The organism is Microbacterium sp. NPDC055502, from assembly GCF_053643635.1.
This window is the reverse complement of the sequence record NZ_JBSHKJ010000002.1, coordinates 28,134-48,981: the sequence shown is the minus strand read 5'-3', so window position 1 is coordinate 48,981 and position 20,848 is coordinate 28,134. Positions and strand designations below refer to the sequence as shown.

22 protein-coding genes are annotated in these 20,848 nt (G+C 72.0%); 13 read left to right on the top strand and 9 right to left on the bottom strand.

Annotation, left to right across the window (positions count from 1 at the left end):
* The first annotated feature begins 142 nt into the window (after positions 1-142).
* Together ACWH95_RS11285 and ACWH95_RS11280 are read left to right on the top strand one after the other, a co-directional pair.
* Positions 143-367: a DUF3107 domain-containing protein gene (locus ACWH95_RS11285; RefSeq protein WP_136029971.1), complete on the top strand. Its 225-nt coding sequence runs from the start codon at positions 143-145 to the stop codon at positions 365-367.
* A gap of 6 nt (positions 368-373) precedes the next feature.
* A complete protein-coding gene (locus ACWH95_RS11280) occupies positions 374-661 on the top strand; it encodes a hypothetical protein (RefSeq protein WP_136029973.1) in 288 nt (95 codons plus the stop codon).
* 18 nt (positions 662-679) lie between these two features.
* Here ACWH95_RS11280 and ACWH95_RS11275 read toward each other — a convergent pair whose 3' ends face one another.
* Positions 680-1,393 (bottom strand): ferritin-like fold-containing protein, encoded by a 714-nt coding sequence (locus ACWH95_RS11275; protein ID WP_136029975.1) that lies wholly within the window; start codon positions 1,391-1,393, stop codon positions 680-682.
* Between the two features lie 195 nt (positions 1,394-1,588).
* Here ACWH95_RS11275 and ACWH95_RS11270 point away from each other — a divergent pair, with 195 nt between their 5' ends.
* Positions 1,589-3,112 (top strand): DEAD/DEAH box helicase, encoded by a 1,524-nt coding sequence (locus ACWH95_RS11270; protein WP_454120680.1) that lies wholly within the window; start codon positions 1,589-1,591, stop codon positions 3,110-3,112.
* Positions 3,113-3,217: 105 nt separating this feature from the next.
* Here ACWH95_RS11270 and ACWH95_RS11265 read toward each other — a convergent pair whose 3' ends face one another.
* The gene (locus ACWH95_RS11265) at positions 3,218-4,090 is read right to left on the bottom strand and encodes a PHP domain-containing protein (RefSeq protein ID WP_454120679.1); all 873 of its coding nucleotides are present in this window, start codon (positions 4,088-4,090) and stop codon (positions 3,218-3,220) included.
* A 98-nt stretch (positions 4,091-4,188) separates the two neighbouring features.
* On the opposite strand from ACWH95_RS11265, the gene ACWH95_RS11260 reads away from it, so the two are divergent.
* Genes ACWH95_RS11260 through ACWH95_RS11250 form a run of 3 tightly spaced genes read left to right on the top strand, consistent with a single transcriptional unit; the run spans position 4,189 to position 7,579 of the window.
* A complete protein-coding gene (locus ACWH95_RS11260; RefSeq protein WP_136029982.1) occupies positions 4,189-5,211 on the top strand; it encodes an endonuclease/exonuclease/phosphatase family protein in 1,023 nt (340 codons plus the stop codon).
* A gap of 36 nt (positions 5,212-5,247) precedes the next feature.
* Positions 5,248-6,669, top strand: a complete 1,422-nt coding sequence (locus ACWH95_RS11255; RefSeq protein WP_454120678.1) for an aminopeptidase P family protein — start codon at positions 5,248-5,250, stop codon at positions 6,667-6,669.
* Between the two features lie 7 nt (positions 6,670-6,676).
* Positions 6,677-7,579 (top strand): phosphotransferase, encoded by a 903-nt coding sequence (locus tag ACWH95_RS11250; RefSeq protein WP_454120677.1) that lies wholly within the window; start codon positions 6,677-6,679, stop codon positions 7,577-7,579.
* Positions 7,580-7,839: 260 nt separating this feature from the next.
* Here the strand turns inward: ACWH95_RS11250 and ACWH95_RS11245 are convergent, their stop codons facing one another.
* Together ACWH95_RS11245 and ACWH95_RS11240 are read right to left on the bottom strand one after the other, a co-directional pair.
* The gene (locus tag ACWH95_RS11245) at positions 7,840-8,499 is read right to left on the bottom strand and encodes an alpha/beta hydrolase family protein (protein WP_136044780.1); all 660 of its coding nucleotides are present in this window, start codon (positions 8,497-8,499) and stop codon (positions 7,840-7,842) included.
* A 16-nt stretch (positions 8,500-8,515) separates the two neighbouring features.
* The gene (locus tag ACWH95_RS11240; protein ID WP_454120676.1) at positions 8,516-9,385 is read right to left on the bottom strand and encodes a general stress protein; all 870 of its coding nucleotides are present in this window, start codon (positions 9,383-9,385) and stop codon (positions 8,516-8,518) included.
* Positions 9,386-9,470: 85 nt separating this feature from the next.
* On the opposite strand from ACWH95_RS11240, the gene ACWH95_RS11235 reads away from it, so the two are divergent.
* The 4 genes from ACWH95_RS11235 to ACWH95_RS11220 are packed head-to-tail and all read left to right on the top strand — an operon-like array spanning position 9,471 to position 12,891.
* A complete protein-coding gene (locus ACWH95_RS11235; RefSeq protein ID WP_136033187.1) occupies positions 9,471-10,736 on the top strand; it encodes a magnesium transporter MgtE N-terminal domain-containing protein in 1,266 nt (421 codons plus the stop codon).
* Positions 10,736-11,260, top strand: coding sequence for a DUF1003 domain-containing protein (locus ACWH95_RS11230; RefSeq protein WP_136033189.1), 525 nt, complete (start codon positions 10,736-10,738; stop codon positions 11,258-11,260). Before ACWH95_RS11235 ends, ACWH95_RS11230 begins: the two co-directional genes overlap by 1 nt.
* A complete protein-coding gene (locus tag ACWH95_RS11225; protein ID WP_136033192.1) occupies positions 11,257-12,378 on the top strand; it encodes an Mrp/NBP35 family ATP-binding protein in 1,122 nt (373 codons plus the stop codon). Before ACWH95_RS11230 ends, ACWH95_RS11225 begins: the two co-directional genes overlap by 4 nt.
* Positions 12,379-12,396: 18 nt before the next feature.
* The gene (locus ACWH95_RS11220) at positions 12,397-12,891 is read left to right on the top strand and encodes a YcxB family protein (RefSeq protein ID WP_136035377.1); all 495 of its coding nucleotides are present in this window, start codon (positions 12,397-12,399) and stop codon (positions 12,889-12,891) included.
* A 9-nt stretch (positions 12,892-12,900) separates the two neighbouring features.
* Here the strand turns inward: ACWH95_RS11220 and ACWH95_RS11215 are convergent, their stop codons facing one another.
* Positions 12,901-13,275, bottom strand: coding sequence for a Sec-independent protein translocase family protein (locus ACWH95_RS11215; protein WP_136033195.1), 375 nt, complete (start codon positions 13,273-13,275; stop codon positions 12,901-12,903).
* 90 nt (positions 13,276-13,365) lie between these two features.
* Between ACWH95_RS11215 and ACWH95_RS11210 the strand changes: the two genes are divergently transcribed.
* Entirely contained in the window at positions 13,366-14,004 is a 639-nt protein-coding gene (locus ACWH95_RS11210; protein ID WP_136033197.1) for an O-methyltransferase, read from the top strand.
* Positions 14,005-14,093: 89 nt separating this feature from the next.
* On the opposite strand, the gene ACWH95_RS11205 is transcribed toward ACWH95_RS11210, so the two are convergent.
* The 3 genes from ACWH95_RS11205 to dapE all read right to left on the bottom strand — a co-directional run bounded on the left by ACWH95_RS11205 (position 14,094) and on the right by dapE (position 16,634).
* A complete protein-coding gene (locus ACWH95_RS11205) occupies positions 14,094-14,267 on the bottom strand; it encodes a DUF3117 domain-containing protein (RefSeq protein ID WP_136033199.1) in 174 nt (57 codons plus the stop codon).
* A 94-nt stretch (positions 14,268-14,361) separates the two neighbouring features.
* Complete coding sequence (locus ACWH95_RS11200; protein ID WP_378803557.1) at positions 14,362-15,579, bottom strand: hypothetical protein; 1,218 nt, start codon at positions 15,577-15,579, stop codon at positions 14,362-14,364.
* On the bottom strand, positions 15,561-16,634 hold the full coding sequence (dapE, locus tag ACWH95_RS11195) for a succinyl-diaminopimelate desuccinylase (RefSeq protein ID WP_454120675.1): 1,074 nt from the start codon (positions 16,632-16,634) through the stop codon (positions 15,561-15,563). Before dapE ends, ACWH95_RS11200 begins: the two co-directional genes overlap by 19 nt.
* 66 nt (positions 16,635-16,700) lie before the next feature.
* On the opposite strand from dapE, the gene dapD reads away from it, so the two are divergent.
* Both dapD and ACWH95_RS11185 read left to right on the top strand, forming a co-directional pair.
* Entirely contained in the window at positions 16,701-17,654 is a 954-nt protein-coding gene (gene dapD, locus ACWH95_RS11190) for a 2,3,4,5-tetrahydropyridine-2,6-dicarboxylate N-succinyltransferase (RefSeq protein WP_136033204.1), read from the top strand.
* A gap of 237 nt (positions 17,655-17,891) precedes the next feature.
* Positions 17,892-19,292, top strand: a complete 1,401-nt coding sequence (locus ACWH95_RS11185; protein ID WP_206251515.1) for a DEAD/DEAH box helicase — start codon at positions 17,892-17,894, stop codon at positions 19,290-19,292.
* A 116-nt stretch (positions 19,293-19,408) separates the two neighbouring features.
* Here ACWH95_RS11185 and ACWH95_RS11180 read toward each other — a convergent pair whose 3' ends face one another.
* A complete protein-coding gene (locus ACWH95_RS11180; protein ID WP_136028647.1) occupies positions 19,409-20,698 on the bottom strand; it encodes a citrate synthase in 1,290 nt (429 codons plus the stop codon).
* Positions 20,699-20,848 lie beyond the last annotated feature (150 nt).

Sequence of the window (20,848 nt, the reverse complement as noted above, 5' to 3'; positions counted from 1 at the left end):
GCTAACGGGAGCGGCCGACATGGGCGTCGCCCGCCCCGCGCGGGCGCGCTGTGCGCTGCTGGCGAAACCGGCGGCGACGGCCGATCCGGCCCCGGTGCCGCGCGATAGAGTTGGCGAGTCCGACGAACTTCAAGGAGCACGCGTGGAAATCCGCATCGGCATCATCAACACCGGCCGCGAGCTGAGCTTCGACACCGCCGCCTCGGCGGACGAGGTCCGCACCCAGGTCTCCGCGGCGCTGGAGCAGAGCGCGAGCCACCTGAGCTTCGCCGATGTGAAGGGCAACTCCTACATCGTGCCGACCGCGAACCTCGCCTTCATCGAGCTGGGCACCGAGGAGTCGCGCCGCGTCGGCTTCGTCGCCTGACCGCCGATGTACATCCTCCTCGCCCTGATCGCGGCGTGCGCGCTCGGCATCGCCGTGCACTACGTCGTCGGCGGCCGTGAGCTCCGGGGCGTGGCCCTGGCTCCGGCCGTCGCCACCGCCACCGCGGCGCTCCTCTACACCGTGCTCCAGTGGGCGGGCGTCGGCGAGGACAGCCCGTGGCTCTGGCTCGCGAGCATCCTCGGCTCCGTGGTGGTCTCGGCCGCGGTCGCGGTCGGGGTCACCGCCCTGCGCCGGCGCTCGGACGCCGAGACGAAGGCCGCGCTCGGGATCTGACCCGGCGGGCCCGCCCGCTCAGGAGGCGAGGCCCATCGCGTCCATGCGTCGAGCATGCGCGCCCATGAGCTCGGTGTAGACCGGCTCGATGCGCTCCTCCTCGACGGCGAGCAGTTCGGGTCGCAGCGCGGCACGGCACACGAGGATCGTGTCGCCCACGAGGCGCCGCGCCCACATCGACAGCAGCGACCGCCACTCCTCGTCGCTCTCGATCGTCTCCTGGATGATCGCGACGATCTCGTGCCTGGCGTCGTCCTCGCGCAGGATCTCGGCGACGCGCCGCCCCGGCTCTCCGTAGCTGGACGCGAGGGCGAGATAGAAGTCGTCGAGCATGCCCGCGGTGATGTACACGGCGAGGAGCGTCTCCCGGGGGCGCGCGCCGATGGTCTTGCGGCGGAACGCGTCGAGGTGCTCGCGGAAGGGGAGCATCAGCTGCGTGGGGTCGTCTCCGCGCTCGGCGATCAGGTCGACGATGCCGCGGTGCTTGGTGAGTGCGGCACCCGCCGCGCGCGACAGGGCCTCCTTCTCGGACAGCTCGGGTGTCGCGCGGATGAGTCGCGTCAGCGTCTCGAAGTAGCCGAGCTGCAGGTAGGCGGCCTGACCGAGGAAGCGCGGAAGCTCGGGCGCCAGCTCGGCGAAATCGACCCGGGTCGCATCGCCCTGCTCGCCGCGACTGCGCAGTGCGAGGGCGCGCCGCGGCGCACGGTCGCGCTGCCAGAACCACTTAACCACGAGGCCGTCCTCCCGAGTCCACCACGTCGTTCACAATACTCGGGCCCGCGCTTCTTCCTGGCGGAGAGAGGGGCTCCGGTAGGCTGTCCCTGTCCCCGCCGTCGGAGCGGGGCCCCGCGCCTGTGGCACAAGAGACGGCGTGGCTCCGTTTACGTGGCGATCCCCGCGGGTCGCCGGACAGGCAATCTGAAAACAGTGACAACTTTCGCCGATCTCGGCATCGATCAGGACATCGTCGACGCACTGGCCGCGAAGGGCATCGTGGATGCCTTCCCGATCCAGGAGCAGACCATCCCCCTCGGCCTGCCTGGCCAGGACATCATCGGCCAGGCCAAGACCGGTACCGGGAAGACCTTCGGCTTCGGCATCCCCGTCGTGCAGCGGCTCGGGAAGGACCCGGAGCACGGCGTCAAGGCGCTGATCGTCGTCCCCACCCGCGAGCTCGCGGTGCAGGTGTACGAAGACATCGACCTGCTCACCAGCAACCGCTCGACCAGCGTCGTCGCCATCTACGGCGGCAAGGCCTACGAGGGTCAGATCGACCAGCTCAAGGCGGGCGCGCAGATCGTCGTCGGCACCCCCGGCCGTCTGATCGACCTGGCCGGTCAGCGCCTGCTCGACCTGTCGAACGCGACCGAGGTCGTGCTCGACGAGGCCGACAAGATGCTCGACCTGGGCTTCCTCGCCGACATCGAGAAGATCTTCCAGAAGGTCCCGGCCGTGCGCCACACCCAGCTGTTCTCGGCGACCATGCCCGGGCCGATCGTGGCACTGGCCCGCCGGTTCATGACCAACCCGATCCACATCCGCGCGAACGACCCCGACGAGGGTCTCACGCAGGCCAACATCAAGCACCTCGTCTACCGCGCGCACTCGCTCGACAAGGACGAGGTCATCGCCCGCATCCTGCAGGCCGAGGGCCGCGGCAAGACCGTCATCTTCACCCGCACCAAGCGGGCCGCTCAGCGTCTCGTCGACGAGCTGGGCGACCGCGGGTTCAACGTGGGCGGCGTGCACGGCGACATGGGTCAGGACCAGCGCGAGCGGTCGATGGCGGCGTTCAAGGCGGGCAAGAAGGACGTGCTGGTCGCGACCGACGTCGCCGCCCGCGGCATCGACGTGGACGACGTCACGCACGTGATCAACCACACGATCCCCGATGAGGAGAAGACGTACCTCCACCGCGCGGGTCGCACGGGCCGGGCGGGCAAGACGGGCATCGCGGTCACGTTCGTCGACTGGGAGGACCTGCACAAGTGGGCCCTCATCAACCGAGCGCTGGAGTTCGGCCAGCCGGAGCCGATCGAGACGTACTCGTCGAGCCCGCACCTGTACACCGACCTCGACATCCCCGAGGGCACCAAGGGCCGTCTGGTCTCCGCGCCGAAGAAGGAGCCGGTCAAGACCGAGCGCTCCCGTCGTCCGGAGCGCGCCGCCGACGCCGCGGCCGAGGGCACGGGCGAGGCGGGCACGCGTCGTCGTCGCCGCCGCCGCACGGGCTCGAGCCAGGTCGGTTCGACGTTCGCCGAGGGTGCCGCCGACGGCACCGCGTCCGAAGGCTCCTCCGCTGCGTCCGCTGACCGCGGCGCCGAGGGGGCCGGCACGCACGACGGTGCGGGCAAGGAGCACCACGACGGCAAGCCGGCTCCCGCCCGCCGCCGCCGTCGTCGTCGCGGGGGCTCCGGTGCCGCCGGCGCCGCGCCCGTCGCCGGCGCCTGAGCCGGCCGCATCATCGTCCGAGGGGCGCCGCACGGTCATCCGTGCGGCGCCCCTCGTCTTTCCTCACGGGTCGCGCCGTCACGGCCACTCGACGGCAGCGCGTCGTCAGGGGTAGCGCGGTGTGGAGCCCGACGCCCGGTCGATGAGGCGCTGCACCATGTCCTCGGCCGTCGTGTTCTCCCCCGGGCGGTTCGGCTTGCCGCTGCCGTGGTAGTCGCTCGACCCCGTGACGATGAGGTCGTGCCGTGCCGCGAGCTCGCGCAGCATCGTCTTGCCCTGCGCGGTGTTCTCGCGGTGGTCCACCTCGAAGCCGCCGAGCCCCGCGTCGATCAGCCGTTCGACGTACGCCACGGGCATCATGCGGTCGCGGCCGGCCGTGACGGGATGGGCGATGACGGCCACCCCGCCCGCGGCGGTGATGAGCCGCACGGCGGTGAGCGGGTCGGGGGCGTAGTGGGGTTCGTAGTAGCCCTCGCGCGGGTGCAGGATGCCGTCGAACGCTTCGGTGCGATCCCGCACGATGCCGCGCGCGACGAGGGCGTCGGCGATATGCGGTCGGCCGACCGTGGCGTCGAGCGTGGTCTGGGCGACGACGTCGTCCCACTGCAGGTCGTAGTCGCGACCGATGTTGCGCACGATGCGCTCGGCCCGTCCGATCCGGTCGTCGCGGATGCGGTTCGTCTCGGCGCGCAGCGCGGCGTCGTCCGGGTCGAAGAGGTAGCCCAGCACGTGCACGCTGCGCCACTCGTGCTTGGCGGAGAGCTCCATTCCGGGCAGGAACGTCATGCCGAGGGCGACCGCCGCATCGCCCGCCTCGGTCCAGCCGGTGGTGCGGTCGTGATCGGTCAGTGCGGCCGTGCGGACACCGTGCGCGTACACCTGCCGCATCACCTCGGCGGGCGACTCCGTGCCGTCGGAGTGGTTGGAGTGCAGGTGCAGGTCGGCGGGACCGGCGAACCTGTGTGACGCGGCGGGCATCCTCCGAGCGTAGCGAGCGCCGGGACCCGCGGATCCGCAGCCGCGCTGATCGGCGTCGCGGCAGGGCTTTCACAGGCGTCGCTTCTAGGCTGGAGGGGATGTTTCGTCTCCTGGGGATCCTGTTCACCGTGCTGTTCGCGATCGCGACGGCCATCGTGGTGTGGCCGCAGTTCTTCCGCCTCGAGCAGACCTACCCGTTCGCGCAGCTGGTCGCCGCCCGCGGCCTGGTGCTCGGCGCGCTCCTCGTCGTCGCGGTGCTGGCGCTCCTGCTGCTGCTGGCCCGGCCGCTCCGAGGGTTCGCGGCGTCGATCCTGATCGTGGCGCTGCTGGGTGCCGGGGCCACCGGGGTGATCGGCGCGACGCGCGGCTTCACCGGCGCCACCCTCCCCGCCGCGACCGACAGCAGCCTGCGGGTGCTGACCTGGAACACGGCGGGCGAGGCCGTTCCCGCGGAGGAGATCGCACGACGGATCCTGGAGCAGGGTGCCGACGTCGTCGCTCTGCCGGAGACCACCGAGGCGGTCGGCGAGCGCATCGCGTTGATGCTGCGGGAGCAGGGGCACCCGATGTGGGTGCACCACGTGCAGTTCCGGCCCGACGTGCCGAACGGCCCGCAGTCGTGGCAGACGACCGTGCTGGTCGCTCCCGAGCTGGGCGAGTACTCCGTGATCGAGTCCGCCAGGGACGGCAGCAGCAACACCGGGTCCGTGCCGAGCGTCGTGCTGATGCCGGTGGACGGCGACGGGCCGACGATCGTGGCCGTGCACGCGGTCGCTCCGCGCATGGAGGAGATGCAGCAGTGGCAGAGCGACCTGCAGTGGATCGCCGACCAGTGCCCGGCGGGCGACTTCATCCTCGCGGGTGACTTCAACGCCACGGTCGACCACATGGCGTCGCTCGGCGTGGAGGGGGGCGACATGGGCTATTGCCGCGACGTCGCCTCTCGCACGGGCAACGGTCTGTCCGGCACGTGGCCCAGCTCCCTGCCCGCGCTGGCCGGGGCCCCCATCGACCACGTGATGGCCTCTCCGAACTGGCGCCCGACGGGGTCCGTCGTCCTGGACGACGCCGGTGGCAGCGATCACCGCGCGCTCGTGGTGCAGCTGGAACCGGCCGGCTGACCCTGCGCGTGCGCCCCGGGGTGAGAGACTGGAGCGATGAGCACCGGAGAACGCGACACGATCGCTGACGAGACCGTCGAAGCCCCCGTCGAGAACAGCTCGACCAATCGCAAGCAGCCCTTCCCGCAGGGCTTCCTCGACACCATCTCGACCGGATGGGCCGAGCGTCCGGAGACGGTTCCGGCTCCGCGCGCGCAGGCACCGTTCGCGGCGAAGCGCCGCGCCGCCGTCTCGGCCGCCTTCCCCGGGCAGCGCCTCGTGATCCCGGCGGGCTCTCTCAAGCAGCGCAGCAACGACACCGACTACGTGTTCCGCGCCCACTCGGCGTTCGCGCACCTCACGGGGTGGGCGTCGGACGCCGAACCCGACTCCGTCCTGGTGTTCGAGCCGACCGACGGCGGCCACGACGTCACCCTCTACTTCCGCGAGCGCGCGGACCGCACCACCACCGAGTTCTACGCCGACGCGACGATCGGCGAGTTCTGGATCGGCCCGCGCCCCTCGCTGGACGGCGTTGCCGCCGACCTGCAGATCGCCACGGCACACCTGCACGAGTTCCGCCCGAGCGAGGGCGAGCTCGTCCTCGACGAGGACGAGACCCTCACCCGCGTCGTCTCCGAGCTGCGCCTCATCAAGGACGAGTTCGAGATCGCCGAGATGCGGCGTGCGGTGGAGATCACCGCGAACGGCTTCGACGACATCATCCGCGAGCTTCCCGCCGCGATCGCGCACGCCCGCGGCGAACGGGTGGTCGAGGGCGTGTTCCACCGCCGCGCGCGCGAGGACGGCAACGGCGAGGGCTACGACACGATCGCCGCGTCCGGCCCGCACGCCTGCTACCTGCACTGGACGCGCAACGACGGTGTGGTCGCTCCCGGAGACCTGATCCTGGTGGATGCGGGGGTGGAGGCGGACAGCCTGTACACGGCGGACATCACGCGCACCCTGCCGGTCTCGGGCACCTTCACCGACGTGCAGCGGCGCGTGTACGAGACAGTCCGTGAGGCGGCCGACGCCGCGTTCGCGGCAGCCCGGGTGGGCGTGCGGTTCCGCGACGTGCACGCCGCCGCGATGGCCGTGATCGCCGAGCGCACCGCCGAGTGGGGTCTGCTGCCGGTCACGGCGGAGGAGGCGCTGGACGCCGACGCCGGCGGTCAGCACCGCCGCTACATGGTGCACGGCACCTCGCACCACCTGGGTATCGACGTGCACGACTGCGCTCAGGCCCGCCGCGAGATGTACTACGACGGCATCCTCGCCCCGGGCATGGTCTTCACGATCGAGCCCGGTCTGTACTTCCAGATCGACGACCTCACGGTGCCCGCCGAGCTGCGCGGCATCGGGGTCCGGATCGAGGATGACATCCTGATGACGGAGGACGGCCCCGTGAACCTGTCGGCCGACATCCCGCGCACGGCCGACGAGGTCGAGGCGTGGATGGCCCGGCTCCGCGGCTGACCCGGCGATGCACGACGGTGAGCTGACGGTCGACGACACCCTCACCGACCGTCTGCTCGCCCGGGATGCACCCGACCTGCACGGTCGACCGCTGCGCAGGGTCCCCGCGGCGGGCACGGTCAACACCATCGTGCGGCTCGGCGACGACCTCGTGGCGCGCTTCCCGCTGTTGCCCACCACCGAGCAGCAGCTGCGGAGGGAGGCGGCCGCCCTGCACGAGTTCGCCGAGGCGACGCCGTTCGCCGCCCCGGTCCCCGTGCGCGTCGTGCCGCCGTCGACCGACTACCCGTCGGCGTGGTCGGTGCAGACGTGGGTGCCCGGACGACCGGCCGACCCGCTGGCCCACGCCGATGCCGCGGACCTCGCGCGTGACCTCGGGGCGCTGATCCGTGCGCTGCGCGCGGTCGACGTCGCAGGGCGCGGGTTCGACGGTCGGGGCCGCGGCGGAGTGCTGGCCGACCACGACGAGTGGGTCGCGGAGTGCCTCGCGCGCAGCGGGTCGCTCTTCGATGTCGCCGCGGCCACCGCCCTGTGGTCGGAGCTGCGGTCGCTGCCGTCCGCCGAGGACGTGGTCATGAGCCACCGCGACCTCACCCCGTTCAACCTGCTGATCGCCGAGGACGGCGGCACCCGCCTGGTCGGTGTGCTCGACGGGGGCGACTTCGGTCCGGCCGACCCCGCCCTCGACCTGGTGTGCGCGTGGCACCTGTTCGACGCGCCGGTGCGCGAGGTGCTGCGGGGCGCGGTCGACGTGGGCACGACGACCTGGTTGCGCGGCGCGGCCTGGGCCTTCCAGCAGGCCGCGGGCCTCGGCTGGTACTACGAGCGCTCGAATCCGGCGATGAGCGCGCTCGGCCGCACCACGATGCGCCGGCTGCTCGCCGACGCGGACCTGCGCCGCCTGATCTAGCCGGCGCCTCCGGTTCCGCGGAGTGAGGGGTGGTGGGCCGCCGTTCTCCCCAGATCGGCGGCCCGTCCCCCTGAATGGAAGCGGGCCGGGCCGGGAACTCCTCCCCCGAGGCTCCCGGGCCCACCCGACCGGCGCAGAACCCCCCGCACCGGCGCCCGAACTCCGCCCCCCGGAGGAGTTCGTGTGGCGTCTCCACCTGATGAGACGGGCTCGCACACGATTCATTACGCGAATCGGAGAAAAAGTTCTGGGGAATCTCGTCAGCGGCGTCGGGCGACGATGAAGTCGCGGATCACCGGGGCGAGCGCGGCCCCGACATCGGCCGCGGGGCGCTTGTGTCCCGCGATCTCGAAGGAGTGACCGCCGCCCTCGATCCAGTGGACCCGGGCGTCCTGGCAGGCGGCGAGCGCCTCCTCGAACTGCGACAGCGGCTGGATGAACGGGTCGTTCGTCCCCTCGATGAACAGCTGCGGCACGGCGATCGCCGGAAGGTGCTCGGTGCGCGGACGGTCCGGGCGCCCCGGCGGGTGCAGGGGGTAGCCGAGGTACACGAGCCCGTCGACGGCGAGCCCCTCGGCGACCGCGAGCGACGCCATGCGCCCGCCGTACGACTTGCCCGCGGCCCAGATGCGTCGACCGGGGTGGGCGGCCCGGGTGGCCTCGACGATCGCGCGCCAGGTGGCGACGGCGTGGGCCGCCGGACCCGGCATCTTCCGCCCCTGCTCGCTGTAGGGGAAGGAGAACCGTGCCGTCGCGAGACCGAGACCGTCGAGTGCCCCGGCGAGGCCGACGAGGAACGGGTGGTCCTTGCCCGCGCCGGCGCCGTGGGCGATCAGGACGATGTCGTCACTCTCGGCGTCCGTCCGATCGACCGACACCGTGACCGTGCCGTTGGGCAGCGCGACGTCGAGGGTGCTCATCGCTCGTCGTGCCGCGTCAGCGGATCGTGCCAGCGGCGCCGGGATCGGCCGGCCGGGGCGGCACCCCGGGCTCGGGGGCGGGAGCGGGCTCCGGGGCGGGAGCGGGCTCCGGGGCGGGAGCGGGTTCGGGGGCGGGAGCGGGTTCGGGGGCGGGAGCGGGTTCGGGGGCGGGCTCCGGGGCGGGAGCGGGAGCGGGCTCGGGGGCCGGAGCGGGGGCGGGGTCGGCGCCCGGCTCAGGCTCGGGGGCCGGAGCGGGGGCGGGTTCCGCGCCCGGCTCAGGTTCGGGGGCCGGCGGAGCGGGCGCGGGAGCCGGGGCAGCCGGGGGTGCGGGAGCGGGAGCGGGGGTACCGGCGCCCGGGGTGATGCGCTCCCCGTAGCGCGGCGGCTCGTCCAGGTTCACGGGCGGGCGCACCGGAGCGACCCGCGTGGCACCGAGCACCTGGCGGGCCTTGGCCAGCGACGCCGCCTGCACCGTGACCTCGTAGTGATCGGCGGCGAACTGCGTGACGCTCGCGAAGTCGCGGCGCCGGCGGACGATCGCGTACGTCACGAGGCTCAGCAGCATGCCGACCGCGACACCGATGAAGACGAATCCCACGAACAGCTGGATGGGGACCTCGGGGTTGCCGAGCACCAGGATGGCCGACAGGAAGAGCCCGATCAGCACGCCGTTGATCGCGCCCGATCGGGCAGCGGCGGCATAGCCGAGGCGCCCCGTCACCCGCTCGACCGTGCGGACGCTCTGCCCGACGATCGCGATGTCCCGCGCCGGCACCTCTCCGGCGATCAGCTTCGACACCGTCTTCTGCGCGCTCTCGTAGTCGCGCATCGAGGCGACGATCTCGCCGGTGTCCGTGCCGTTCGCTGGGCGATTAAGCATGCTCATCAAGCCATTCTTCCATGCCGTGCTCACGGCCGCCGCGGATGGCGTGCGGCCGCCGCGGGCCAGACCCCCGGGATACGCTGGACGAGTGAGCACACAACGGGTCTTCGCCGCGCGCCTCGCAGGGTGCGCCGTCTTCGATCCCGTCGGCGACCGGCTCGGCAAGGTCCGGGATGTCGTCGTCGTGTATCGAAGTACCGCGGCCCCTCGTGTGATCGGCCTCGTGGTCGAGATCCCCGGCCGCCGCCACGTGTTCCTCTCGATCGGGCGGGTCACCTCGATCCGGTCGGGGCAGGTCATCACCACGGGCCTCATCAACGTGCGCCGCTTCTCACCGCGAGCCGGTGAGGTGCGGGTGCTCGCGGAGATGCTCGGGCGCCGCGTGAGCCTCATCGACGGCAGCGGCACCGCCGTCATCGAAGACGTGGCGATCGAGCCGAACCGTCTGGGCGAATGGGCCATCAGCCAGCTCTTCCTGCGGCGACCGAAGACCGGGGCCTCCCCCTTCGCCAAGGGGCCGACGACGTTCGCCGCCTGGAACGAGGTCGCCGAGGAGCGGGCGCCGGGCGAGGCGCAGTCCGCCGAGCAGCTCGTCGCGTCGTACTCCGAACTGCACGCCGCCGACCTCGCCAACACCCTCCTCGACCTGCCGCAGCAGCGCATGATCGAGGTCGCCGAAGAGCTCTCCGACGACCGTCTCGCCGACGCCCTGGAGGAGATGCCGGAGGACGAGCAGGTGCACATCCTCGACCGGCTCGGCGACGAGCGCGCCGCGGACATCCTCGACCAGATGGAGCCGGACGACGCCGCCGACCTGCTCGCACAGCTGCCGCCCAACCGCCTGGAGCAGCTGCTCGAGCTGATGGAGCCGGAAGAGGCAGAGGACGTCCGGATGCTGCTCCGCTACGGCCCCGACACGGCGGGCGGTCTGATGACGCCGGAGCCGATCATCCTCTCCGCCGACGCGACCGTGGCCGAGGCCCTGGCGCTCATCCGCCGTCACGAGCTGCACCCCGCCCTCGCCGCCGCGGTGTTCGTCACGCTGCCCCCGTTCGAGACCCCGACCGGACGCCTGCTGGGCCTCGTACACTTCCAGCGGATGCTGCGCTACCCGCCGCACGAGCGCCTCGGCGCCATCCTCGACGACAGCCTCGAACCCGTCCCGGTCACGGCCTCCGCGGCCGAGGTCGCCCGCATGCTCGCCAGCTACGACCTGGTGTCGCTCCCCGTGGTCGACGCCGCCCACCGCCTCGTCGGCGCCATCAGCATCGATGACGTGCTGGACTACCTGCTGCCCGACGACTGGCGCACGCACGACAGCGACGACGCGTCGCCCACGACGGGGGCGCGCTGATGGCGAGGATGAGCCGGTCGACGCCGCGCCTGGACGCACCGGGGCGGGGAACCACGCGCCCCCGCACCACCTCCCGCGACCGCTTCGGACGGTTCACGGAGTGGGTGGCCCGGGCCATGGGCACGCCCGCCTTCCTCGTGATCCTCAGCCTGTTCTGCATCCTTTGGATCGGGTGGAACACGCTCATGCCGCACCACCTGCGCTTCGACGATGCGGCCCTGGGGTTCACGGCGCTCACGCTCATGCTGTCACTGCAGGCCTCGTACGCCGCCCCGCTGATCCTGCTCGCGCAGAACCGGCAGGACGACCGCGACCGCGTGCAGATCGAGCAGGACCGCCAGCGGGCCGAGCGCAACCTCGCCGACACGGAGTACCTGGCGCGGGAGATCGTGGCGCTGCGCATGGCGCTCGAGGAGCGCAATTCGCAGGCGGTCACCCGAGACGTGCTGCGCCAGGAGCTGAAGGCGCTGCTGGCCGAGCTGAACGACGCCGAGGACGAGCCGGCGGGCGGCGCGACCCCATGACCGCGGCCGACAGCGTCCGCAGCGCCGTCTCCGCCGTCACGGACCCGGAGCTGCGACGCCCCATCGGTGAGCTCGACATGGTGCGGGACATCGAGGTCGACGGCACCGTCGCGCACGTCGGGATCGCGTTGACCATCGTCGGGTGCCCCGCCGCTGACCGCATCGAGCGGGATGTCCGCGCCGCGGCCGCCGCGGTGCCCGGCATCGAGACCGTCGAGGTGGACGTGGGGGTCATGACCCCCGCCGAGCGGAAGGCGCTGACCGAGAAGCTGCGCGCCGGTCGCCCGCCGCGCCACATGCCGTTCGGACCCGAGTCGCTCACGCGCGTGATCCTCGTGTCCAGCGGGAAGGGCGGCGTCGGCAAGTCCACCGTCACCGCGAACCTCGCGGTCGCTCTCGCCCAGCGCGGGCTCGCGGTCGGCCTCGTCGACGCCGACGTGCACGGGTTCTCGATCCCCGGTCTGCTCGGCATCCCCGCCGGCACGCAGCCCACGCGCATCGACGACCTCATGCTGCCCCCGGTCGCGCACGGCGTGAAGGCGATCTCGATCGGGATGTTCCTGCGCGACGGCGAGTCGGTCGTCGCGTGGCGCGGGCCCATGCTGCATCGGACCGTGTCGCAGTTCCTCACCGACGTCTTCTTCGGCGACCTCGACGTGCTGCTGATCGACATGCCGCCCGGCACGGGAGACATCGCGATCTCGATCGGTCAGCTGCTCCCCCACGCGGAGGTCCTCGTGGTGACGACGCCGCAGGCGGCCGCATCGGAGGTGGCGATCCGCAGCGGACTGGTGGCGCGGCAGACCGGACAGCGGGTGATCGGCGTGGTCGAGAACATGGCGGCGTACACGCTCCCGGACGGCACCGTGGTCGATCTGTTCGGCGCGGGCGGCGGGGCGGCGGTCGCCGAGGCCCTGTCGGAACCCGGCTCCCCGGTGCCGCTGTTGGCCTCGATCCCGCTCAGCCCCGCGCTGCGGCGGGGCGGCGACGTCGGCGACCCCGTCGTGATCGCCGAGCCGGACGACGCGGCGGCGACCGCCATCCGCACTCTGGCCGCACAGCTCGGACGACAGGGACGCGGCCTCGCCGGTCGACCGCTGCCGATGTCGATCTCCTGACCCGTGGAGGATGCCCGGATGCCGCACCGCTCCGTGACCGTGGACGAGAGACTGCTCCGTCACATGGCGAGGGACGCCGCGATCTACACCCTCACGCGCCCGGTCGCCATCGTCATGTGGCTGGCGCTGGCCGCCGCCCTGATCATCGGCGTGCTCAACCTCACCGCGACCGCGCGCGCCGGGCAGGAGACGTCCGCCATCGTGGCCTTCACTCCGGCGGTCGCGGTCGCCCTCGGCCTCTACGCGGTGCTGCTGTCGGTGTCCAGCGCGCGCCGTGCGGTGCGGGCCGCCATGCCCGTGGAGAGCGTGGTGTGGGTGGCGCTGGAGGACGACCGGCTGCAGCTGGGCAGCGACCGGCGGCGCTCCGAGATCCCCTACTCCGAGTTCCAGCACGTCCGCGTCGGGCGCGACGCCGTGCTGCTCAAGGTGCGCGATGCCGCCGTGGCGACCGCGATCCCCCGCGTGCTGCTGAGCGACGACGACATCGCACGACTGCGATCCCGCGTCTCCTGAGCCGTCGGGTCAGGTGGCCTCGGAGTCGAACGGAGGACGGTTCTGCGCATCGAACACCGGCGGCGCGGTGCGCGGGGCCACCGGTTCCGCGATGGTGGCGGCGACCGCGGCCGGGGTCGTCGGCTGCGGCTCCTCGAACAGGGCGTCGCGGATGATGCGCCGGGGGTCGTACTGCCGCGGGTCGAGCTTGCGCCAGTCGACGTCGTCGAGCTCCGGGCCCATCTCCTCCCGCATCCGCGACTTGGTGTCGCGCAGGTACTCGCCGGCCTTGCGGACGAGTCGCGCGAAGCTCTCGGCCGCACGGGGAAGACGTTCGGGTCCGATGATCAGCACCGCGATGAGGCCGATCAGCAGCAGCTTCTCGAAGGTCAGACCGAACGTCATGTGACCAGGCTACCGCCGCGCCTGCGGAGTCTGCGCGCAGACAGCCCATACCCTGGAGGCATCACCCACGCAGGCAGGGAGAGTCAGCCCATGAGCGAGCACGACGCCAACGCGCGCTTCCTTCGAGAATCCATCGTCGAACCGGATTCCCTCGCGAGGGCGCGCGCGCACGCGGTCGAGCTCGGTGCCGCCCCGGTGAGCGCCGCGGTCGGTTCGCAGATCGCCGTGCTCGCCGCCGCCGCGGGGGCGCGGTCGATCGTCGAGATCGGCACCGGTGCCGGCGTGTCCGGCCTCTGGCTGCTGCGCGGCGCCCCGCAGGCCGTCCTGACCACGATCGACAACGAGCCGGAGCATCTCGCCGCGGCACGCCAGGCGTTCGCCGACGCCCGCGTCCCGTCCACCCGCGCCCGCCTCATCACGGGTCGCGCGAGCGACGTGCTGCCGCGCATGAACGAGTCCTCGTACGACATCGTGCTGGTCGACGCCGACCCGGAGAACGTGATCGAGTACGTCGAGCACGGTTTGCGGCTCGCACGGGTCGGCGGGCTCGTGCTCGTGCCGCGCATCCTCGCCGGCGGTCGCGTGGCCGACCCCGTGCAGCGCGACGACGTGACCTCCGCCTACCGCTCGCTGGTGCAGGCGACCCAGGAGTCCTCCGCGGTGCTGGCCACGGTGTCGCCGGCCGGTGAGGGACTGCTGCAGCTGGTGCGCCTCGACGACCAGGACTGACCGCGGGCACGGGGCCGGAACAGCGAAAGAGGGCGATGGATCCGCGGATCCATCGCCCTCCTGGTTCCGCACGAGCGGACCCGGTTCGATCAGGCCGGCGTCACGACGGCACCCAGCACGTCGTGGAGCTCCTTCGCTTCGGCGTCGTTCACGGAGACGACCAGGCGGCCGCCGCCCTCGAGCGGAACGCGCACGATGATGAGTCGTCCTTCTTTCACGGCCTCCATCGGTCCGTCTCCGGTCCTCGGCTTCATCGCTGCCATCGTGGCTCCCTTTCCTCCGGTGGTATGGAACGAGTTTATCGGGTGACACCGCGCCGTGGACGTCACGCCGACACAATCCCGTTCTCCCGCGCGATCAGGGAACCTGCCAGAACGTGCTGCCGAGCGCATACACGTGGTAGATCCACACCCACTGACCGAGCAGGCACAGCACCAGCACGCCGAGACGCCAGGCGCGCGACCGGGGCACCGCGACCGCGCCCCACACCGGGCTGAGCGGCAGCAGCAACCGGAACGTGCTCGACTGCGGGAAGAACACCGCCAGCAGGTACAGCAGGTAGCTCGCACTCCACAGGCGCAGGTCCGCACCCAGTGCCCGCACCGGGCGGGCGAACAGCAGCGCGAGGGCCGCGGCCACCACGAGCAGCACGAGCGCGACGGGTCCCCCCGCGGCGGGAAGCCCCCACAGCGAGAACCAGAACTGCGACGCCTGCACCCACCCCTCGAACGGCACGAAGCCGTCGACGCCGCCCACGATCCAGTGCCGGCGCCAGGCGAGCTCGGTCGCGAGATACGCCCCGGGGTCGCCCGTGACGACGGCGGCGATCACCTGCCACGCGAAGCCGGTCGCGACGGCGAGCGCGCCGGCCGCCACGATGTGCACCACCTCGCGCAGCGCGAGCGGATCGTCGCGGCGGTGGATCCAGCGGAGGATGCCGTGGAGGCCGAGGTACAGCGCGAACGCCAGAACCCCGGGTCGCGTGAAGCCCATCACCGGGATCAGCAGGTACAGCCACGCGTACTGCCGGCGGATCGTCGCGTCCAGGGCGAGGAACAGCAGCAGCAGGAACAGCGTCTCCGCATAGCCCACCTGGAACATCGCGGCCAGCGGCCCTGCGGCGAAGAACACGACCGCCCAGAGCGCGGCCCCGCTGCCGATGCGATCGCGCAGCAGGCGATGCAGCGCCAGGCAGGCCAGGTAGCCGGCGACGAGGGCGAGCACGAACGCTCCCGCTCCCCAGGAGCCGAGCACGAAACCGAGCGCCTTCGCGGCGTATGCGAACACCGGCATGAACGCCCACGCGTTCTCGGCGACCTCGCCGGCGTCGGTCAGCGGCAGCTCGCTCGGATACCCGTGGACGGCCACCTGCCAGTACCACTGGGCGTCCCAGCCGAGCACGAAGTCGATCAGGCCCGCGTCACCGCCGAAGCGCGAGAAGACGGTGGACAGCGACGCCGCCGCGATCAGGAACCCCGTCGTCACGACGCGCGCGCCGAGATAGATCAGGCCGATGCGCAGCGGAAGGGGAAGCCGGGCCCAGCGACGTGCCGTGCTCAGTGCGAGGTGAGCCATGCCCGCAGGCCCTGCTCGACCGCCGCGATCTGCGCGAGCGGCACCCGCTCCTCGTCGTGGTGGGCGAGGTGCGGGTCACCGGGGCCGTAGTTCACGGCGGGGATGCCCAGCGCCGAGAAGCGCGCCACGTCGGTCCAGCCGTACTTCGGTCGCGGCTCGGCGCCGACCGCCGCCACGAAGTCCCGCGCGATGTCGGCGTCCAGCCCGGGGCGTGCCCCCTCGGCCGCATCCGTGATCTCCACGTCGAACCCCGCGAGCACCGCGCGCACGTGGGCCTCGGCGTCGGCGGCCGACTTGCTGGGCGCGAAGCGGTAGTTGACCTCGACCTCGCACGCGTCGGGGATGACGTTGCCCGCCACCCCGCCGGCGATGCGGACGGCGCTGAGGCTCTCGCGGTACAGCAGCCCCTCGACCGGGACCTCCCGAGCGCGGTACTCGGCCAGACGGGTGAGGATGGGCGCGGCGCGATGGATGGCGTTCTCGCCGATCCACGCCCGGGCACTGTGGGCGCGGACACCCGAGGTACGCACGATCGCCCGCAGCGTGCCGTTGCAGCCGCCCTCGACCTCGCCGTTCGACGGTTCGCCCAGGATCGCGAAGTCCGCCTGGAGCAGGTCGGGACGTGCCGCCGCCAGCAGCGCGAGCCCGTTCTTGGTCGCCTCGACCTCTTCGTTGTCGTACCACATCCACGTGATGTCGACCGCGGGGTCGGTCAGCTCGGCCGCGAGCTTCAACTGCACCGCGGTGCCCGCCTTCATGTCGACCGTGCCGCGCCCCCACAGGTAGGGCTCGCCGTCGACCTCGATGTCGCGCGTGGGAAGGTTGCCGTTCACGGGCACGGTGTCGATGTGGCCGGCGATCGCCACGCGACGGTCTCGGCCGCGGTCGGTGCGGGCGACGATCGTGTTCCCGTGCCGGATGACCTCGAGGTGCGCGAGGGGGGCGACGGCCTGCTCGATGGCGTCGGCGAGCGTCTCCTCGTCGCCCGAGACGCTCGGGATGTCGCAGATCGCGCGGGTGAGGGCAGCAGAGGACGCGGTCAGATCGAGCACCATGCCCTCAGCCTACCGACCGTCGTCATGCGGGCGGAGGCCCGGGTCGGCCCGCGATACCGTGGAGGTATGAGTGACGCGAGAACTGTGTGGGGCATCGGACTGACCACGACCGCCGGCGACGGCACCGTCCTGGACGCCTGGTTCCCCGAGGTGCGCACCGTCGCCCCCTCGACCGAGGACGCCGCGGCCGCGGTCGACGCCCTGGTCCCGCTCGCCGGGCCGGACGAGCGCCGCAACGTGACGGTCGAGGTCGTCCAGCTCCAGGTCGACCTCGACGCCGCCCCCGCCTCCACCGCGGACGCGTACCTGCGGCTGCACGCGCTGTCGCACCTGGTCGCACGCCCGAACGAGCTGAACCTGGACGGCATCTTCGCCCACCTGCCGAACGTGGCCTGGACGAACGCCGGACCTGTCCTGCCGTCCGACGCGGCCCGTCTGCGCCCGCAGCTCCAGCGGGCGGGCATCCAGGTGCAGGGGCTCGACAAGTTCCCGCGCCTGACCGACTACGTCCAGCCCGCCGGTGTCCGCATCGCCGATGCGTCCCGCGTGCGCCTCGGCGCCCACCTCTCCCCCGGCACCACCGTGATGCACGAGGGCTTCGTGAACTTCAACGCCGGTACGCTCGGCGCCTCCATGGTCGAGGGCCGCATCTCGCAGGGTGTCGTCGTGGGCGACGGCAGCGACATCGGTGGCGGCGCCTCCATCATGGGCACGCTCTCCGGCGGCGGCACGCACCGTGTCTCGATCGGGTCGCGCACGCTCCTGGGCGCCAACGCGGGGATCGGCATCTCGCTGGGTGACGACTGCGTGGTCGAGGCCGGGCTCTACGTCACGGCTGGCACCAAGATCGTGCTGGCCGACGGCCCGGTCACTCCGGACGGCGGCCGTCCGACCGTGAAGGGCGCGGAGCTGTCCGGCCGCGACGGCCTCCTGTTCCGCCGCAACTCCCTCACCGGTGCAGTCGAGGCGGTCCAGCGCGCCGGCGTCGGGGTCACGCTGAACGACGCGCTGCACGCCTGACACCGGGCATGCGGCCTCCGGCATGCCGCCACTGGTAGACTGACACCGCTGCTCGCGCCGCCGGCCGGTCAGCATCGTCGTCGTCTAGGGGTCTCCGAGGACCGAAGCGAGCGCCTGGCGCTCCCATCACCAGCCCGAACTGGCCATACGTACGGCGAACGGACGCGCGATCCGCCGCGTCCTCGCCCACCTCACCCCACTACCGCGCCCCTGTCGGGCGCTGACGGAGTTTTCTGCATGCCTTCCTTCCTCGATCTCGGCGTTCCCGCCGAGCTCGCCGCCGTTCTCGCCGCCTCCGGCAAGACCGAGGCGTTCGCGATCCAGCGCGACACCCTTCCCGATTCGCTCGCCGGCCGTGACCTCCTCGGTCGCGGACGCACCGGCAGCGGCAAGACCATCGCCTTCGCCCTTCCGCTCGTGGCGCGGCTCGCGGCCTCGGGCACCAAGCGCCGCGCCGGGCTCCCCCGCGGCCTGGTGCTCGCGCCGACCCGAGAGCTCGCGACGCAGATCGCCGCCACCGTCGCCCCGCTCGCCGAGGCCGTCGGGCTCCGCGTCACCACCGTGTTCGGCGGTGTCAGCCAGCGTCCGCAGGAGAAAGCGCTGCAGGGCGGCGTCGACATCGTGGTGGCCTGCCCCGGTCGCCTCGAAGACCTCATGAAGCAGCAGGTCGTGCGTCTGAGCGCGATCGAGGTCGCGGTGCTCGACGAGGCCGACCACATGGCCGACCTCGGCTTCCTCCCCGGCGTCACCCGCATCCTCGCGGCGACGCCCGCCGACGGACAGCGCCTGCTGTTCAGCGCGACCCTCGACCGCGGCATCGACACCCTCGCCCGCCGGTTCCTCTCGAACCCGGTCAGCCACGAGGTCGATGAGGCGAGCGTGCCCGTGGGCGAGATGACGCACCGCGTGCTGGTGGTCGACTCCACCGAGAACAAGACCGTGCTCGTGCGCGACCTGGCGTCCGGCACCGGCCGTCGCATCCTGTTCACGCGCACGAAGCACCAGGCGAAGAAGCTCGCCAAGCAGCTCACGGCCGCCGGCATCCCCGCGGTCGACCTGCACGGCAACCTCTCGCAGAACGCGCGCGAGCGCAACCTCGGCGCGTTCTCGACCGCTCCGGAGGACGGCGGGGTGCGCGTGCTCGTGGCCACGGATGTCGCGGCGCGCGGTGTGCACGTCGACAACGTCGACCTCGTGGTGCACGTCGACCCGCCCGTCGAGCACAAGGCCTATCTGCACCGCTCCGGCCGCACCGCGCGTGCCGGCGCCGCGGGCACGGTGGTCACGGTCGTGCTCCCCGAGCAGCGCCGCGACGTGAAGGACCTGCTGCGCAAGGCCGCGATCTCGGCCCCGCTCGAAGAGCTCACCCCGGCCGCGGTGACCGAGCTGGTGCCGGAGCGCGCGCCGCACGTGCGCCCCGCACCGGTGCAGCAGGCGCCGCAGCGCCCGGCCGCCAAGCAGCGCCCCGCCGGTGGCGAGCGCAGCTCCGCGGCGACCCCGCCCGCGCGACGTCGCCGCCGCCGCTCCGGCGGTCAGGGCGGCGGCCAGGGCGCCAGCTACTCCACGCAGACCGGCGGCGCTTCGCGCCAGGGCGGCCAGTCCCGCCAGGGCGGTGGCCGCGGCTCGCAGGGCCGCTGACACCCCTGCCACCCGGAACGGTGCCCCTCTTCACGGAGGGGCACCGTTCTGCGTTGCGCTGCCGGACGCCGAAACGCCCCCTCCGATGTGACGGAGGGGGCGTTTCGGGTGACGGCTCAGCGCGTCGGGAAGGACCGCTCGGGCGAACCCGTGTACAGCTGCTGCGGGCGGCCGATCTTGGTCTGCGGGTCGAGCTGCAGCTCACGCCACTGCGCGAGCCAGCCCGGGAGCCGTCCGATCGCGAACAGCACCGTGAACATGCGCGTCGGGAAGCCCATCGCCTTGTAGATCACGCCGGTGTAGAAATCGACGTTCGGGTAGAGGCGACGCTCGCGGAAGTAGTCGTCGGCGAGCGCGAGCTCCTCGAGCTCCTTCGCCAGATCGAGCAGCGGGTCTGTCACGCCCAGCGAGGCGAGCACCTCGTCGGCCGCCTCCTTGACGAGCTTGGCGCGCGGGTCGTAGTTCTTGTAGACCCGGTGCCCGAAGCCCATCAGCTTCACGCCCTCTTCCTTGTTCTTCACCCGCTCCACGAAGCGCGCGACGCTCTGCCCCGAGTCGCGGATCTGACCGAGCATCGTCAGCACGGCCTCGTTCGCACCGCCGTGCAGCGGGCCGGAGAGCGCCTGGATGCCGGCGGACACGGAGGCGAACTGGTTCGCGCCCGTCGAGCCGACGAGGCGGACGGTCGACGTGGAGGCGTTCTGCTCGTGGTCCTCGTGCAGGATCAGCAGCAGCTCGAGCGCCTTCGCCATGACCGGGTTGATCTCGTACGGCTCGGAGTTGACCCCGAAGTTGAGCTTGAGGAAGTTCTCCACGAACCCGAGGGAGTTGTCGGGGTACAGGAACGCCTGCCCGACGCTCTTCTTGTGCGCGTAGGCCGCGATCACCGGGAGCTTGGCGAGCATGCGGATCATGTTCAGCTCGACGTGCTCGGGGTTGTGCGGGTCGGTCTGGCCCTCGTAGTACGTCGACAGGGCGGCGACCGCCGAGGACAGCACGGACATGGGGTGCGCGGTGTGCGGCAGCGCGGAGAAGAAGCGCTTGAGGTCTTCGTGCAGCAGCGTGTGGCGGCGGATCTTCTCGTCGAACTCGGCGAGCTCGGATGCCGAGGGCAGCTCGCCGTAGATGAGCAGCCACGCCACCTCGAGGTAGCTGGTGCTCCCGGCGAGCTGTTCGATCGGGTAGCCGCGGTAGCGCAGGATGCCCTTGTCGCCGTCGATGAAGGTGATCTCGGACTTGGTCGAGGCGGTGTTCACGAAGCCGTAGTCGAGTCCGGTGTACCCGGTCTGCCTGGTCAACGTCGAGAAATCGATGCTGTCGTGGCCGGCCGTGCCGCGCACCACGGGGAATTCGGCGGTGGTGTCACCGATCGTCAGCTTCGCCGTCTGGTCTGCTGCAGCGCTCACGCGCCCTCCTCCTTTGTCTGACCGCCTGCGCGTCGCGGGGGTGTCAGCACGTTCGTGATCAAGCCGGAAGTGGCGATCTCTCGGCGCCGAGCGCCTGGTCGGGTGACGACCGAATCGCTTTTACAGCCTAGTAGTCCCACCGGCCTACTG

Excerpts from the sequence above, each read along its gene's own strand:
- ACWH95_RS11280 (WP_136029973.1), top strand. The coding sequence starts at position 374 with ATGTACATCCTCCTCGCCCTGATCGCGGCGTGCGCGCTCGGCATCGCC.
- ACWH95_RS11265 (WP_454120679.1), bottom strand. The coding sequence starts at position 4,090 with ATGCCCGCCGCGTCACACAGGTTCGCCGGTCCCGCCGACCTGCACCTG.
- ACWH95_RS11260 (WP_136029982.1), top strand. The coding sequence starts at position 4,189 with ATGTTTCGTCTCCTGGGGATCCTGTTCACCGTGCTGTTCGCGATCGCG.
- ACWH95_RS11255 (WP_454120678.1), top strand. The coding sequence starts at position 5,248 with ATGAGCACCGGAGAACGCGACACGATCGCTGACGAGACCGTCGAAGCC.
- ACWH95_RS11250 (WP_454120677.1), top strand. The coding sequence starts at position 6,677 with ATGCACGACGGTGAGCTGACGGTCGACGACACCCTCACCGACCGTCTG.
- ACWH95_RS11245 (WP_136044780.1), bottom strand. The coding sequence starts at position 8,499 with ATGAGCACCCTCGACGTCGCGCTGCCCAACGGCACGGTCACGGTGTCG.
- ACWH95_RS11240 (WP_454120676.1), bottom strand. The coding sequence starts at position 9,385 with ATGAGCATGCTTAATCGCCCAGCGAACGGCACGGACACCGGCGAGATC.
- ACWH95_RS11230 (WP_136033189.1), top strand. The coding sequence starts at position 10,736 with ATGGCGAGGATGAGCCGGTCGACGCCGCGCCTGGACGCACCGGGGCGG.
- ACWH95_RS11225 (WP_136033192.1), top strand. The coding sequence starts at position 11,257 with ATGACCGCGGCCGACAGCGTCCGCAGCGCCGTCTCCGCCGTCACGGAC.
- ACWH95_RS11220 (WP_136035377.1), top strand. The coding sequence starts at position 12,397 with ATGCCGCACCGCTCCGTGACCGTGGACGAGAGACTGCTCCGTCACATG.
- ACWH95_RS11215 (WP_136033195.1), bottom strand. The coding sequence starts at position 13,275 with ATGACGTTCGGTCTGACCTTCGAGAAGCTGCTGCTGATCGGCCTCATC.
- ACWH95_RS11210 (WP_136033197.1), top strand. The coding sequence starts at position 13,366 with ATGAGCGAGCACGACGCCAACGCGCGCTTCCTTCGAGAATCCATCGTC.
- ACWH95_RS11205 (WP_136033199.1), bottom strand. The coding sequence starts at position 14,267 with ATGGCAGCGATGAAGCCGAGGACCGGAGACGGACCGATGGAGGCCGTG.
- ACWH95_RS11200 (WP_378803557.1), bottom strand. The coding sequence starts at position 15,579 with ATGGCTCACCTCGCACTGAGCACGGCACGTCGCTGGGCCCGGCTTCCC.
- dapE (WP_454120675.1), bottom strand. The coding sequence starts at position 16,634 with ATGGTGCTCGATCTGACCGCGTCCTCTGCTGCCCTCACCCGCGCGATC.
- dapD (WP_136033204.1), top strand. The coding sequence starts at position 16,701 with ATGAGTGACGCGAGAACTGTGTGGGGCATCGGACTGACCACGACCGCC.
- ACWH95_RS11185 (WP_206251515.1), top strand. The coding sequence starts at position 17,892 with ATGCCTTCCTTCCTCGATCTCGGCGTTCCCGCCGAGCTCGCCGCCGTT.